We start from the raw sequence: 14,050 nt of genomic DNA, 5'->3' as shown, positions 1-14,050 counted from the left end.
GCGAGGCATGATGGCTTCCGCTTCGGCGCTTGCCGGTCAGATGCTGGCGAGCCGCATCCTACCCTCTTCCGTTATGGCAGCAGATCCAGCGCCGACACTCCTCACTCATGCAATTCCGGCTACAGGCGAGCAAATTCCGGCCGTCGGTATGGGGACCTGGATCACCTTTAACGTCGGCAACGATGAAAAGCTCCGGGAACAGCGCACTGAGATCCTGAAGACCTTCTTTGCTGCCGGTGGCGCCATGGTCGACTCGTCACCGATGTACGGGTCGTCGGAAGAGGTGATCGGCTACTGCATGGATCGGATCGGCGACCGGAAGCCTCTCTTTTCAGCGACCAAGGTCTGGACCGTCTCCAAGTGGCTCGGAGTCCGCCAGATGCGGGAATCGGAAAGCCTTTGGGGCGAGCAGCAGTTCGATCTCATGCAAATCCACAATCTGCTCGACTGGGAGGCCCATCTGGAGACGCTCAAGGACTGGAAGGCTGAAGGCCGGCTACGCTACACCGGCATCACGACCTCCCATGGACGCCGCCACGATGAGCTCGCCGATATCCTCGTGAAACAGCCTTTCGATTTCGTACAGTTGACCTACAACATTCAGGATCGCGAAGCCGAAAATCGTCTACTGCCTCTGGCCGCAGACAATGGCCGTGCCGTGATCATCAACCGGCCTTTCCGCCGGGGCGAACTGACCGCAAAGCTGGCGAAACATCCTTTACCCGGCTGGGCCTCGGAAATCGATTGCACGACCTGGGCGCAAGTCCTGCTGAAGTTCGTGATCTCCCACCCAGCAGTCACCTGCGCCATTCCCGCAACCTCACGGATCGATCATATGGCCGAGAATATGGCGGCCTGCCGGGGCGCGATGCCCGACGCCGCTCTACGCAAACGCATGATCGCCGACATCGAAACCTTATGATCCAACGACCGGACCAAATGTCCGCAACGGCCGCATGATCCCCTTTTCTCCGGAAGTCTTTTTCAGCTTTCTGGCGCAGTACAATGCAGCGATATGGCCGTTTCAGATCCTGGCCTACATTCTGGCGGGCATCGCTATCTTCTGCGCCTTGAAACCCGCGCCTCACTCCGGCCGCTGCGTCGGCGTTGTGCTGACGGCCTTCTGGCTCTGGACGGGCTCCGTTTATCACCTGCAGTTTTTCGCCTCGATCAATTTCTGGGATCAGGGCTTCGGTGTCCTGTTCATACTCCAGGGCCTGGCTTTCGTCTGGCGCGGACTCCTGAGCAACCGGCTGAAGCCCATTCGCGCAATGAACGAACCAGCGCGCTGGCTGGGTTTAATCTGCCTGACGATCGCACTGATCTTTTATCCGCTGGCCTCAATCCTTGCCGGGCAGGATTTGGCCGAAATTGCCTGGGTCGGAGTCAGCCCGACCGGGACCGTTGTCTTTACGCTGGGGATCTTATGTTTTTGTCAACCCGATAAACAAAAGCGCCTTCTGATCTTCCCGCTTCTCTGTTGTTTGAGCGGCGCCCTCGTCGCCTACCTGCTGCCAATGCCGCAGGACTGGGTCCTGCTGCCTTTGGCTTTCGCCATGACTCTCATTGCCTTTCGCAGATCCAATCCCGAACCGAGAACGTGACAATCGACCCTGCCGCGCTATATGACCACTGGTATTGCGCACTAAAAAACTCGTTTCAATCCTGTAAGCAGAAGGTTTTATGGATTCAGTCACTCAGTTCGTACTCGGCTCCGGCGTCGGGCTGGCCGTCCTCGGCCGCAAGATAGGGCCGCGTAAGGCGGCGATCACCGGTGGACTTCTGGGCACGGTACCGGACCTGGATGTCCTGTATCCTTTCGATGATCCGATTGATTCCTTCATCCTGCACCGAGGTGCAACCCACTCGCTGATCCTGCAAGCCCTGGTGACACCACTCTTCGGTGAAGGACTGATTCGCCTGTTCAAGGGTCTGCGCGACCAGCGCATCCTGACCTATCTGGCCATCTATCTTTGCTTCGCGACTCACGCCCTGATCGACGCGGCAACCATTTACGGCACCAAGCTCTTCTGGCCGGTCTGGAAGGAACCGCTCGGCACCGGGTCGATTTTCATTATCGATCCGCTTTATACGCTGCCCCTTCTTGTCATCACTATCTGGGCCCTATGCGTCGGTTCCTGGTCGGCACGATTGAGACGCGCGGTCACCTTCAGCCTGGCGATCTCGACGGCCTATATGGCTTGGGGCCTGATCGCACAGCAGATCGCCCTCTCGAAAGCCAGCGATGTCCTGGCCCGCCAGGATATCGTGCCCGAGCGCATCATCGCGACGGCCGCACCTTTCAACAGCATTTTCTGGAAAGCCACCGCCATCGACGGCGACCGCTACTATAATCTCTACATCCCCTTGCTGGGCGACACGGACAGCATCACCGCCTATGCGCACCCCCGCGGCGCCAGATCCATCGGCTGTCTCGATGACGCGTCGAGCCTGCAGAAACTGGCGGAATTCAGTAAAGGTTTTTACCGGATTGACCGTGAGGATGGCCGGGTGGTTGTCTCGGATCTGCGCATGGGCTTAACGCCCGAATACGTTTTCCGGTTCTCCATCGCGGAAGAGACAGCCAATGGCCTGAAAGCAATCTTTCCGCAACGGCGTCCGAGCAACCGCGCGACAGAGGAAGATATAGACTGGCTGATTGCGAACCTCTCCGGAGACTATGTGCTGCGGCCCGCTGAAACCGACATGGCCCTCCTGCAAAACGGCAAGTGGCACTTCGCATCAGCCGCTGCACAAGCTACCTCTTGCTGAGAGAGTCAAATTCCCGTTGAGTCGTTCCTATGCAGGAAGCTACTAAATCCACCGTCCCGGCAGAAGCCGCATCTAGCGTCACCCAGTTCCGCAAAAATCTGGATGCCGTCCAGCAAAAGATTAACGCTGCCTGCGAGCGCAGCAGCCGCGATCCGGGCGAGGTCCGCCTGCTCCCCGTGAGCAAAACCGTTCCGGAAGAACGGATTCGGATGGCCTATGCCGCCGGCTGCCGCTTTCTCGGAGAGAATAAGGTTCAGGAGGCCCAGGAGAAGGCGGAGTCCATGATCGACCTCACCGGCCTAAAGTGGTCGATTATCGGTCATCTCCAGAGCAACAAGGCCAAGTACGTGGCGCGCTTTGCCCATGAGTTTCAGGCGCTGGATTCCCTCAAACTGGCAGGCGCGCTGGACCGGCGGCTGCAGATCGAGGGGCGCAGTCTTGATGTCTTCGTTCAGGTCAACTCCTCGAACGAGGAAAGCAAGTTCGGCCTGCCGCCGGAAGAGGTGCTGGCGTTCGTCAGGCAGCTTCCTGCTTTCGAGACTCTTCGCGTGCGCGGCCTCATGACCCTCGCCCTCTTTTCACAGGACCAGCATCGTGTGCGGGCCTGTTTCCGGCGCATGCGCAATCTTCGGGAACAGCTACAACAGGACGCGCCGGCAGGCCTGTCCTTCGACGAACTCTCCATGGGCATGTCCGGTGATTTCGAGTTCGCGATCGAGGAAGGCTCGACCCTCGTGCGGGTCGGTCAGGCGATTTTCGGCCCCCGCGCTACGCCCGACAGCCACTATTGGCCGGGAACGGGATAGAGATTAAAACAGATTACTCCAATCGCAATGGATACTCTGTTGTGTGTTTGGCTCGCTTTACCTCTCCTCGATCGCACCTATGCTCAATACAGCGCGTTCCCCCTCTTACTTCAAATTCTTGGGAGCCAACTCCCCGATAGAACTCTCAAGCTCATCCGGTGTATCGGTCCGGCGGGTTTTCGCGTTCGCCGGCAAGGGTGTGTCGAATTGATAGTCCGGGTCGGTCTGTTGCCGCCGCCAGGTCTCACGCATTTCGCGCCAGGCGCCCCACAGGCTGCGCGGGGCCGGCATGTCCTCGGCAATCTCGCGAGAGAGCTTCTTCAGATTGTAGCAGGGTACACCGGCGTACATGTGGTGCTCGGTGTGCCAGTTCATTCGCCAGTAGAGGAACTCCGCGAGCGGATTGAGCGTGATCGAACGTGTGCTCTTTCGAAAATCGGGGACAGATTCGCGCAGGCCGCAATGCTGTGTTTTACCGACGAAATAGGCACTCCAATTCGCTATAAACGATGGGAAAGTCAGGAGTAGCGGCAGTATCCATAGGCCGGTAACAATCGAAACCGCCATCAAGCCGCCATGGAACAGGAGCAGCAGGCGCGACCACTGCATCGACTTGCGAGCAGAATTCGGCTGATCGCTGTGCAAAGCCTGCAGCCATTCCCGGCTCGGAATTTCCGTGGAGCCGATTGTGCCAAAGGCGGATTTGATGGTGACGAAGATCGCAGAGAAGAGCCCGCCCTTGCCAAAATTGCGGCCCGGTTGCGTAAACAGATTCGCTGTAAAGATCTGCAGCAGCAAGGTGAAGTCCAACGACGGCTCGAGCGGCATCAGGTTTTCACGATCCCCTTCCGGATACTGTGTGTAGCGATGGTGATAGGTGTGGCTGCAAGCATAGTCAAACGGGTCCCACCAGCTGAAGAGACTGAAGAGATACAGGAAGAACTTGTTCAGCCATTTTGTGCGAAACACCGTGCCGTGGCCAAGTTCGTGCGGCGCCACCCCGGCAAAGAAGCTGGCAATCGTCCCATGGGCGAAAAGAGCCAGGGCAAACCCAAGCCACATTTGCTGCGACCAGAAAAAGTACGTAAGGGCGCCGGAGCAAGCGAACAAAGCGAGGTGTCCCCCTGCCTGAAACCATCCCTGAAGGTCGCTTCGCTTCGAAAGCTCGCGAAGTCTTTCGTGGCCGATGGGGCTTCGATACCACCTGACTCGAAGATCTTTTCGCACTTCATCAAGTGGCGGGTAGTTCGTTCGCATTTCTCTACTCTGTCTTTGCCAGCCACACAGATCGCATATGACACCAAACCAGATGCAATATTCTGAGATTGCTCTAAGCGGCGGCCTTTCGGCGGCAGAAGCAGGAGGCTTTGATGGGCACCTCTGCGCGGGCGATCGCCTTGTCGAGTTGCAGCTTGATCAGGGCCGCTTCGACCGCCTCACCTCTTTGAGTCAGACACTCATGCAGGCCGTGCAGGCTCCAGACATTCCCCGGATGCTGGCACGCACGGCTGAGCGTTGCGTCCAGACCGAGATCCGCCCGGTAAACCGCTTCCGCCTCGTCATACTGGCGCTGCTCCAACAACAGCGCGCCAAGAGCGTGACGGGTTGGCTGCATCCATCCCCAGGGTTCGTCGTAAGGCATGTTGTCATCCAGCTCGACCGAGCGGCGCAGGTGACCAAAGGCGCCCTCGTGATTGCCCTTGTGGTATTCCAGCTCGCCCAGCAGCATCTGCTCGGCGACCTGGAGAATATCCCGGCAGGTATTGTTGAAGAGCATCCGGCTTTCCGGCACGCGGTCCCGCGCGGCGAGGAAAAAATCCCGTTCGGTTTCCGCGCCGGCGATATCGCCGGTGTTGGCAAGTGCAACCGTGCGCGCGTACCGCATCATGGCGAAGGTCACACAATAGAGCGCCTCGTCCTCCGGAAGTCTCTGGGCGAGGATGTCGCGCCAGCGGCCGAAACGTATCAGAACGTGCTGCTTCATGGGAACGAAGGCTTCGAACCAATCCGCCAGGGGCCGCAGAGTCTCCGCAGGCAGCGTCTTGATCAACTCATCGGCGGTCTCGAGCGCCGGCGTAGGTTGGCCAAGGAACATCGCCCCATAGATCTTAAAATGATAATTGTGGCAGCGATAGACGGAATAGAAATTCTCGGCGCCATCCCGTTCCAGAAACTTACGGTCGGCCAGGATCGCCGTATGGTTCCTGGAAACGACATTCATGTAATCGCCGCAGAGCACGTCGATGTGAGTGGCCATATGCAATAGATGGCCGGCGTCAGGGACCAGCGTGCTCAAGCGGTCGCCCTGCCGCAGCGCGCGTTCGGGATGCGGCGACATCTCCATCAGGTGAATGTACATGTGAAGCAGGCCAGGATGATCCCAGGCACCATCAAGCCGATCAAAAGCCGTCTCGAGCACAGTGATGGCTTCCAGCGTGTCCGCGCCCTCAGCTGGCTGGCCGGACGGCAGGTCCCACAGCTGCCAGGGGGTCCGGTTCATGATGGCCTCGGCGAAGAGGGAACAGATGTCTAGGTCATTGGAATGGGCCTCGTGGACCTTGCGCATGGCATCGGCGAAGGCGTCGTTCCAGGGTGCGAAATCCTCGATGGAGGCATCCTCGGGATAGCGGTGTGAAATCGCCTCTATCAGCGCTCTTTCGACCGGCGTCACTTTGTCCAAGAGCTTTGATGCCTGCGCGACCGCATTCCTGGCCTGAGTCAACGCATCGGGTTTCTCGTCGTCTTCGAATGCTTCCCAGGGCTTGTTGTAGTTGGGACCGATCCCGTAGGCGATGCCCCAGTGCGCCATGGCGCAGTCTGAGTCGGCCTCAAGCGCCTTTTGAAAGCAGACGATCGCCTCTTCGTGATTATAGGCGTAGATCCATACAAGCCCGCGGTCGAACCAGAGCTGGGCGGTTGGTGAGGACGTTGTCACCGCCCGTGAATGTGTTCCAAGATCATAGTAAGCCATTAACGATTCCCCCGATTAGCTTGCACTGAACGATGGATTTCAATTGAACGAATAAAGAACCGAGCAGCGATAATATCATTCTGAGATCGGTTTCCGGTGAATTTCCTCATCCGGAATCGCTGGTCACCAACAGATTCGGCCAAATCCGTGGGTCGGTAATGAAGCCCCACGGAGATTGCCTGAGCAAAGCGCTCGAGCCTATCGGTTCAGGGGCGTCTGCGGCCCAGCAAGAAAATAAAAAACAGACCGCCGACAAAACCCGTCAGGATGCCGATCGGCATATCCTCCGGTGCCAGAATCAGGCGGGAAAAAACATCGGCCCAGACCAGAAAAATCGCGCCGGCCAGCGCCGAGAGCGGCAGAACCCTGGCATTGTCGCCGCCTACAATGAAGCGAACGATATGCGGGATCATAAGCCCGACGAAGCCGATGGTCCCGGAGAAAGCGACCAGTACGCCGGTAAGTAATGCCGTGCAGATGAAGACGCCCAAACGGAAGCGTGTCACCTGGATGCCGAGGGTCGTGGCAGTCTCGTCGCCGATGGTCATGGCGTTGAGTTCACCAGCATGGAACAGCAGATAAGCGCCGCAAATCACCAGTGCTGCCAGGGGGTATAGCAGATGGCTCCACTGCGCGAGACCCAATCCGCCGAGCATCCAGAACACGACTGTATGTGTCGCCTTGGGATCGCCCAGAAAGATCAAAAGGTTGGCCAGTGCCATGATCACGAAGGAGACCGCAACACCGGCCAAGACGAGGCGCCCAACGCTGGTCGCATCGGCAAGTCGTGAAACCGTTACGACGACGGCAGTCGCGGCCAGGGCACCGAAAAAAGCGAACAAGGGTACGGTCGCAAGGCCGAGAAACAACCCGGTGTGCAGCAACACCAGAATGGCACCGAATGCCGCCCCGGAAGAAATACCGAGCAAATGCGGATCGGCGAGCGGGTTGCGGGTCACCGCCTGCAGCGCTGCCCCCACCATGCCAAGCCCGGCCCCCACCAGTGCGGCGAGCAACGCCCGCGGAAAGCGGATCTCCCAGATGATGTTTTCGCGCCCGCGCGACCAGGTCACGTCGATCGTGTCAGGAGAAATTTTATTGGCCACGATTGCCCAGACGGTCTCCAGGGGGATCGTGACCGCCCCAAGAGAAACCGCCACCAGGATTGAAACGGCCAGCAGAATGAAGCCCGTGCCATAGAAACCCAGGCTTGGAAGGCCACGCTCTAAGGCAATCCGACCTGCTCCTATGGTTTCGCTGGACATCAAATTTTCTCCGCTCGGGCTCGCTTCAAATACGGCCGGTTAGAACATTTCGGGATGGAAAGCAGCACCCAGACGCTTGATTGCGCCGATGTTGCGCGGTCCGGGTGTCGCCTCGACGTATTCCAGGGTAACAAATCGGTCGTTTCTGACTGCATCGATATCCTTGAAGGCCGGGTTGCTCATCATGAAGGCACGCTTCTGTTCGGCGGTCACCTGGCCGTAGTTGACGATCACGATCACTTCGGGATTACGCTCGACCACGGCTTCCCAGCCGATCTTGACCCAGTTAGCCTCGACATCATCGACAATGTTCCGCCCGCCCGCAGCCTCGATCATTGCGGTGGGAATGCCATAGCGGCCCGAGGTAAAGACCTGATCCTCACCGGAATCATAGACAAAGACGCGGACAGGTTCCGCCTTGGCGCTGAGTTTCGAAGCAAAGGCCGCCAGCTCTGCCTGATAGCCGGTGACAAGACTTTCTGCCCGCTCGCGCACGTCGAAAATCGCGCCGAGATTGCGCAGATCCGCATACATGTCCTCCATGGAGGCCTTGTTCTTTTTCATGATGTGGATGCAGGACTCGGTCAGTTCGTAGACTTTGATGCCGAAGGGATCGAGGCTCTCCGGCGTGACGTCGCCGCCCACTTTCATGCCGTAATTCCAGCCGGCGAAATAGAAATCCGCATCGACTCCCAGCAGAACCTCCTTGCTCGGATACTTCGGCGAGAGCTCAGGCAGTTCCTCGATACCGGCGCGCAGTTTTTCATCAAGGGTCTTCCAGCCGGAGACGCCGGTATAGCCGACCATACGGTCCTGAAGCTTCAACGCCAGCATCATCTCAGTCAGATTGACGTCGTTCGAGACGGCCCTTTGCGGCGGCGCATCGAAGACCACGTCCCGATTGCAGCTCTTGACGGTGACAGGCTCGGCCGCGGCAGAGGAAACGCTCAGCAGGATCGCGCTTAAACCAAAAGTGAGCCGGGAAAACGCTCGGAGCATCTTTGAGGTATCCTTTCAGGTGTTGGATGGCAGTTGAAACGAAAATCGCGGCGCACCGGTCAGGGGTTCCGCGTCAATAAAGCTGTCGACCTTGAAAGCGTCGCGGACCCGTTCAGCGGTCAGAACATCAACCGCCGCGCCCTCACCGAGAACCCGGCCGCCGGAGAGCAGCAAGACGCGATCGGAAAATACGGACGCCAGGTTCAGATCATGCAGGCTTGCGATCACCGTCGGGCTCAGGCCGCGCATCATGGTCAGCAGTTCGAGCTTGTGACGGATGTCCAGGTGGTTGGTCGGTTCGTCCAAAATGATCAGTTCCGGTTCCTGCGCCAACGCACGGGCGACCATCACCCGCTGCTTTTCACCACCTGACAGGGAGGTGAGTTGACGTCCGGACAGATCGCCGAGTTTCATCCGGCTGAGTGAGGCGTCGATCATCAATCGATCATGCGAACCAATTCCCGCGAGGCCTTTCCGGTAGGGTGTCCGGCCGAGTGCCACGACCTCACGCACTGTCAGTCCGAAGTCCGCAGGCTGTTCCTGCAGCACCGTGGCGATCCGGCGGGCGGAGGCCCGGGCGCTCAAGGCCCAGATGTCTTCGCCGTCGATCCGAACGGTGCCCTGGGCGGGTTTGATATAACGATAGAGGCAGCGTAAGAGGCTCGATTTGCCGGCGCCGTTCGGCCCGACAACAGCCAGGGTTTCACCCGGCGCAACTGTGAAGCTGACATCCGCCAAAAGCGCCTTGCCGTCGACGCCCCAGGAGAGATTCCGAACCTCGAGCGCAGCCGGCATCACGCCCGCTCCGCAAGGGTCGAAAATTGTCCGCCATTCCAGACGCGAATGCGATGGCGCCACCGCTTCTGCCCGCTCTTTTCCATGCACACCCCTACAGCACTGCAAGGTGGAGTCAGCGGGCCGACAAAGATCCGGAAAGGGTCGTACTTCCGATCATGTTCGTCGCTCCACCGGAACACCCCGTCCGGGCTGAGTTGAACAAGCGACGGCAGGTCTCCTGGCTCACGGCTACGGATTTTTCCCTGCCTTCCCATCCGGACTTCGTCCGGCCAGTGGCCTCGTTCGGAAAAAACTCACCGTTTACAGTTGCGGGGGCAGCCACGGTTTTGGTCCCTGATGGGTACGCCGCACCGTGTTCCCTTTTAATCCCGGAGGCAGCTTCAGACTCCGAGAACCATCGCGCTCAGAAAGAAGCGAATCACGCAACTTGTCAAGTTTGGATTTGTCGGGTTCTTGAAGGTGCGAAACCCGTTGTCGTCGTTAGGTTTACCTAAACGCAGAAAGAAGTCTGCATTAGAAATGTTTCCCCAAAAACTCCTTCACTCCTACGCAACTCATATGTCGATTGCCGACCTCGCCGTCATCCATAGCCCATCAATTGTAATGTTATTACATAACTATTAATGGCAAACAAGTGATTTCTCAGAATCGAGCCGAGTGCCGAGCTCTTACACCCGCATCCAGGATTTTGCTAAGCCGCGGCTGTCATTTCGTTGAAGGAGGAACGGTCAGTCACGCCCTCGGAGCCGATCAGCAGAACCCGGGAACTTTCATCAAGGCCAACCTTGTCGCGCAATCCACTTTGTGTTGCCGCACAGATCAGCCCGGCCAATCCGGCAATCGCGCTTTCTCCAACCTCAAGAGCTGGATCGCCGTCAATCGGCTTTGCCATCAGTCTTACGGCAGGTGCCACAAGGCTCTCGGGGATGGTCATAAAATCTGACACTTCTTCCGCCAGGATCTCCCAGGCAATTTGCGAAGGTTCGCCGCAGGACAGGCCCGCCATCAAGGTTTCATTGAAGATTGGCGCCACCGTCAGTTTTCCGGCTTTCGCGCTGGCCATCAGGCACGGCGCCAAGTCGGGTTCCACGATAATGACTCTCGGACTATCGGCCCCCCAATGCTGGCGGAGCGCCGCCGTTACCGCGGCCGCAAGTCCCCCGACGCCAGCCTGAAGGAACACATGTGTGGGTGCGCATTCAAGCTCCTGATTGATTTCATGGACCATGACGCCATAGCCGGCCATCACGTCCCTGGGTGTATCGGTGTAACCCGGCCAGGACGTGTCCGAGACAATGAACCAATTGTTTGCCGCCGCCTCCGCACGGGTCATCGCGAGCGATGCATCATAATCGCCATCGACGCGGATCACTTCGGCGCCGAAGCTGCGTATCGCCTCGGCGCGTTCTTCCGCGACTTCTGCATGAATATAGATGCGGCAGGGCATCCCCAGGCGTTGCGCACCCCAGGCAAGAGCGCGCCCGTGATTGCCGTCGGTTGCGGAAACGACGGTGGTTCGTGATGCAAAATCCGAAAACTTCTCATCACTGATTTCTGCCAGGGGCACTGTATAACCCTGCGCCTTAGAAAGCTCGCGCTGCAGGACCCGGAAGGCCGCATAGGAACCGCCCAGCGCTTTAAAGCTGCCAAGTCCGAAGCGTGGCCCTTCATGCTTGTACTGCACATTTCCGACCGACAGTTTCGCAGCCAGGTTTCCGAGCTCCACAAGTGGGGTCGGCGCGTAGCCTGGCCAGGCGGTAATCTCCACTCTCGCGGCATCAAAGTCCTTTGAATTGATCACGCTTTCGGCGGCCTGCCCGGAAAGACGGGGGCCTTTGGTGTGGGCGACTGTCGCGGTTTCGAAGTTGCTCAGCATGGTTCGGCTTCCTGACCCTTCAATGAGATAGATATGTATATTTATTGCAAAACGGTTGGTTTGTTTGCTCTATAACAGCCTATATTTTGCAAGTTTTGTTCATAGAGGGCCGCGGTTTGAAAGAAAATACCAGTGCCGTGCTGGACACATTTGATCTGGCCATTTTGAGGATTCTGCAGAAGGACAATGCAGTCCCGCATCGTGTGATTGGTGAGCAGGTGAATCTCTCCGCCCCTTCCGTTCAGCGAAGGATCAGGCGTATGGAGAACTCCGGTGTCATTGCGGCCAACGTCTCAATTGTCGATCCCACGAAAGTCGAGTTGCCTCTGACGATCATCGTTGAAGTCGAACTGGTGAGTGAAACGGCCGAGGGGATCGACACGGTCAAGAAACTCTTCTCTGAAACCCCACAAATACAGCAATGCTACTACGTAACAGGTGAAGTTGATTTCATGCTGTTGATGGTCGTCGGAAGCATGGCTGAATATGAAGAACTAACGCGGAGTCTGTTTTTTGAGAACGAGATCGTGCGCAAGTTTCGTACATTTGTGTCAATGGACCGCGTGAAGGCGAAGATGGAGCTGCGTCTGTAACAGGCTGGCGTTGCCGTTCAAGACCTTTGCTCTCTGACAGCACCACGCTCGGGCTGAATGCTGGATACTGGGAATTGAGGATTGGGAACTGGGCAGCATGACCACCTGCACCGCCGTAAGCAGCATTGTAATTCTGTGAAGAGGGTGCGAGCCTAAAGCATCCAAAAAAATAAATATAAATCGGGAGGCTGTTATGGGGATTCCGACAGAGGCGATCGGCAGCGTGCCGCGCCCGGCCTATCTTATCGAGGCAATGCAGAAACACGCGGAGGGAACGCTTGACGATGTCGGCTTCGCGGCTGCCGCGGACCAGGCGGTTGCAGAAACCATCGCCGAGATGGAAGCCACCGGTTCGCAAATCATCACCGATGGCGAACAGTCGAAACCGAGCTTCGTGTCTTATCCACTGGCGGGTATGGGCAATCTGGCCGCAGATGGCGTTGTCATTCCCTTCGAGGATGGCCATACGCGGCAGTTACCGCGCCTGACCCAGGGCCCATTTCGCTACGGTGCCTTCACCGGCGACTATGTAAAACAGGCCCGCAGACATAGCCGCAAGATGATCAAACAGGCGGTCATTGCCCCTTCGGCCTTGAGCCTGATCTATCCGCAGGACGGGATCGAAGGCTACAGCCGCGACGCCTTCATCGCCGACCTTATCGACGAATGCGCCAAAGACATCCGGTCGGCAATCGATGCCGGCGCCGTCAGCGTGCAGATCGATTTCACCGAAGGCCGTTTGTCCTGCAAAATTGATCCCTCCCGGAGCCTATTGAGAGACTTCATCGCGCTGAACAATGCGGTGATCGATCGCTTCACGGAAGACGAAAAGTCCATGATCGGCGTTCATACCTGCCCCGGCGGCGATCACGATTCCACCCATTCCGCCGATGTCGACTACGCCGAACTTCTGCCTGATCTCTTCGCCCTCAACGCGGGACGTTTCTTTATTCAGATGGCGAGCGAACCGGACCGTCCCCGGGTGCTGGACATCATCGCGCGCGAACGGCGTGCCGGGCAAAAAATCTATATCGGAGTCATTGATCCGATCAACGAGACCGTTGAATCGGCTGAAACCGTCTGCGAACGCGCGATGGAGGCTGCGGAGCATATCGGCGTCAGCAATCTGGGAACAACCGACGACTGTGGTTTCTCGCCCTTCGGCGACGACATCGTGACCGCACGAGCAACAGCTTTCGCCAAGATCAAGGCGCGTGTCGATGGAACCAGGATGGCGAGCGAGCGCCTGGGCGTGGAATGAAGCCAGTCATAGAATCAGAAAGGGCGGCGTAATGCGCACGCCGCCCTTCCCTAAAAAGTGTCTACTAAGCCTACTGAAGAACTCGCAGGAGCGACTGCGGGATCTGGTTTGCCTGTGACAAGGCCGAGACCGAGGCTTGGACCAACACCTGCGACGACACCAGTTTGGCTTGTTCAGCCGCGAGGTCGACGTCGGAGATGGCCGATTCAGCGGCCTGGATGTTCTCGGTAGAAGTCGCAATCTGCTGACCACGGAACTCAAAACGCGAGATGAACGCACCAGCGTTGGCACGCGCTTCAGAGATCGTGTCAATGGCCGTATCAACCTGGGCCATCGCGGAGGCCGCATTGGCTGCGGTCGCAACGGTGGATGCGATACCCAGGGCAGTCGCACCGAAGGTTGTTCCGGCCGTACCGCCGGCCAGCGACGTAAAGTTGACCGAGATCAGATCGGCAGCATCGGTACCGACAAAGAAGGACGTGTTTGTCGTGGTACCGCTGAGCAGCGAATCACCGTTAAAGCGGGTTGTCGACGCAATACCGTTGATTTCGTTGGTCAGCTCGGAAAATTCTGCGTCGATGAAAGCACGTTCGTTATCGGTCGGAACACCGGACAGCGAGGCCGCCGCCAGGGCTTTCATCCGCTGCAGAACGTCGCCGATACGTGCCAGGCCGCCGTCGGCAACCTGAACCATCGAAGCACCCTGGGA

The 14,050-nt window shown here is 58.0% G+C and carries 13 protein-coding genes and 1 riboswitch; of the genes, 6 read left to right on the top strand and 7 right to left on the bottom strand.

The genetic code is table 11. The annotated features are described in order from the left end of the window. Positions 1-10 precede the first annotated feature (10 nt). From QMZ18_RS19035 to QMZ18_RS19020, 4 genes are all read left to right on the top strand, one after another. Positions 11-922 carry an aldo/keto reductase gene (locus tag QMZ18_RS19035; RefSeq protein WP_282607930.1) on the top strand — a complete coding sequence of 304 codons (912 nt, stop codon included), beginning with the start codon at positions 11-13 and terminating at the stop codon, positions 920-922. Between the two features lie 34 nt (positions 923-956). Next, positions 957-1,604, top strand: a complete 648-nt coding sequence (locus QMZ18_RS19030; protein WP_282607929.1) for a DUF6064 family protein — start codon at positions 957-959, stop codon at positions 1,602-1,604. Positions 1,605-1,683: 79 nt separating this feature from the next. Continuing rightward, positions 1,684-2,772: a metal-dependent hydrolase gene (locus QMZ18_RS19025; RefSeq protein ID WP_282607928.1), complete on the top strand. Its 1,089-nt coding sequence runs from the start codon at positions 1,684-1,686 to the stop codon at positions 2,770-2,772. A gap of 29 nt (positions 2,773-2,801) precedes the next feature. Further along, on the top strand, positions 2,802-3,578 hold the full coding sequence (locus QMZ18_RS19020; protein WP_282607927.1) for a YggS family pyridoxal phosphate-dependent enzyme: 777 nt from the start codon (positions 2,802-2,804) through the stop codon (positions 3,576-3,578). Between the two features lie 105 nt (positions 3,579-3,683). Here the strand turns inward: QMZ18_RS19020 and QMZ18_RS19015 are convergent, their stop codons facing one another. The 6 genes from QMZ18_RS19015 to QMZ18_RS18990 all read right to left on the bottom strand — a co-directional run bounded on the left by QMZ18_RS19015 (position 3,684) and on the right by QMZ18_RS18990 (position 11,487). Further along, complete coding sequence (locus QMZ18_RS19015; RefSeq protein WP_282607926.1) at positions 3,684-4,835, bottom strand: fatty acid desaturase; 1,152 nt, start codon at positions 4,833-4,835, stop codon at positions 3,684-3,686. 73 nt (positions 4,836-4,908) lie between these two features. Then, positions 4,909-6,549 (bottom strand): tetratricopeptide repeat protein, encoded by a 1,641-nt coding sequence (locus tag QMZ18_RS19010; protein WP_282607925.1) that lies wholly within the window; start codon positions 6,547-6,549, stop codon positions 4,909-4,911. Positions 6,550-6,755: 206 nt separating this feature from the next. After that, positions 6,756-7,814, bottom strand: a complete 1,059-nt coding sequence (locus QMZ18_RS19005; RefSeq protein ID WP_282607924.1) for an iron ABC transporter permease — start codon at positions 7,812-7,814, stop codon at positions 6,756-6,758. 39 nt (positions 7,815-7,853) lie between these two features. Then, the gene (locus tag QMZ18_RS19000; protein WP_282607923.1) at positions 7,854-8,813 is read right to left on the bottom strand and encodes an ABC transporter substrate-binding protein; all 960 of its coding nucleotides are present in this window, start codon (positions 8,811-8,813) and stop codon (positions 7,854-7,856) included. A gap of 15 nt (positions 8,814-8,828) precedes the next feature. Continuing rightward, positions 8,829-9,608, bottom strand: coding sequence for an ABC transporter ATP-binding protein (locus tag QMZ18_RS18995; RefSeq protein ID WP_282607922.1), 780 nt, complete (start codon positions 9,606-9,608; stop codon positions 8,829-8,831). A 192-nt stretch (positions 9,609-9,800) separates the two neighbouring features. Continuing rightward, positions 9,801-10,025, bottom strand: a riboswitch (cobalamin riboswitch). 277 nt (positions 10,026-10,302) lie between these two features. After that, entirely contained in the window at positions 10,303-11,487 is a 1,185-nt protein-coding gene (locus QMZ18_RS18990) for a diaminopropionate ammonia-lyase (RefSeq protein ID WP_282607921.1), read from the bottom strand. A gap of 116 nt (positions 11,488-11,603) precedes the next feature. On the opposite strand from QMZ18_RS18990, the gene QMZ18_RS18985 reads away from it, so the two are divergent. Together QMZ18_RS18985 and QMZ18_RS18980 are read left to right on the top strand one after the other, a co-directional pair. Further along, positions 11,604-12,080, top strand: a complete 477-nt coding sequence (locus tag QMZ18_RS18985; RefSeq protein ID WP_282607920.1) for an Lrp/AsnC family transcriptional regulator — start codon at positions 11,604-11,606, stop codon at positions 12,078-12,080. Between the two features lie 193 nt (positions 12,081-12,273). Beyond that, positions 12,274-13,341 (top strand): hypothetical protein, encoded by a 1,068-nt coding sequence (locus QMZ18_RS18980; RefSeq protein ID WP_282607919.1) that lies wholly within the window; start codon positions 12,274-12,276, stop codon positions 13,339-13,341. Between the two features lie 70 nt (positions 13,342-13,411). On the opposite strand, the gene QMZ18_RS18975 is transcribed toward QMZ18_RS18980, so the two are convergent. Beyond that, on the bottom strand, positions 13,412-14,050 hold a 639-nt coding region (locus QMZ18_RS18975), incomplete at its 5' end, for a flagellin (RefSeq protein ID WP_282607918.1).

It is taken from the genome of Pelagibius sp. Alg239-R121, from assembly GCF_947331435.1.
GTDB lineage: Bacteria > Pseudomonadota > Alphaproteobacteria > Kiloniellales > Kiloniellaceae > Denitrobaculum.
This window is presented reverse-complemented; position numbering and strand designations above follow the sequence as displayed.

Coding starts and splice junctions, on each gene's coding strand:
- QMZ18_RS19035 (WP_282607930.1), top strand. CDS start 11: ATGGCTTCCGCTTCGGCGCTTGCCGGTCAGATGCTGGCGAGCCGCATC.
- QMZ18_RS19030 (WP_282607929.1), top strand. CDS start 957: ATGATCCCCTTTTCTCCGGAAGTCTTTTTCAGCTTTCTGGCGCAGTAC.
- QMZ18_RS19025 (WP_282607928.1), top strand. CDS start 1,684: ATGGATTCAGTCACTCAGTTCGTACTCGGCTCCGGCGTCGGGCTGGCC.
- QMZ18_RS19020 (WP_282607927.1), top strand. CDS start 2,802: ATGCAGGAAGCTACTAAATCCACCGTCCCGGCAGAAGCCGCATCTAGC.
- QMZ18_RS19015 (WP_282607926.1), bottom strand. CDS start 4,835: ATGCGAACGAACTACCCGCCACTTGATGAAGTGCGAAAAGATCTTCGA.
- QMZ18_RS19010 (WP_282607925.1), bottom strand. CDS start 6,549: ATGGCTTACTATGATCTTGGAACACATTCACGGGCGGTGACAACGTCC.
- QMZ18_RS19005 (WP_282607924.1), bottom strand. CDS start 7,814: ATGTCCAGCGAAACCATAGGAGCAGGTCGGATTGCCTTAGAGCGTGGC.
- QMZ18_RS19000 (WP_282607923.1), bottom strand. CDS start 8,813: ATGCTCCGAGCGTTTTCCCGGCTCACTTTTGGTTTAAGCGCGATCCTG.
- QMZ18_RS18995 (WP_282607922.1), bottom strand. CDS start 9,608: ATGCCGGCTGCGCTCGAGGTTCGGAATCTCTCCTGGGGCGTCGACGGC.
- QMZ18_RS18990 (WP_282607921.1), bottom strand. CDS start 11,487: ATGCTGAGCAACTTCGAAACCGCGACAGTCGCCCACACCAAAGGCCCC.
- QMZ18_RS18980 (WP_282607919.1), top strand. CDS start 12,274: ATGGGGATTCCGACAGAGGCGATCGGCAGCGTGCCGCGCCCGGCCTAT.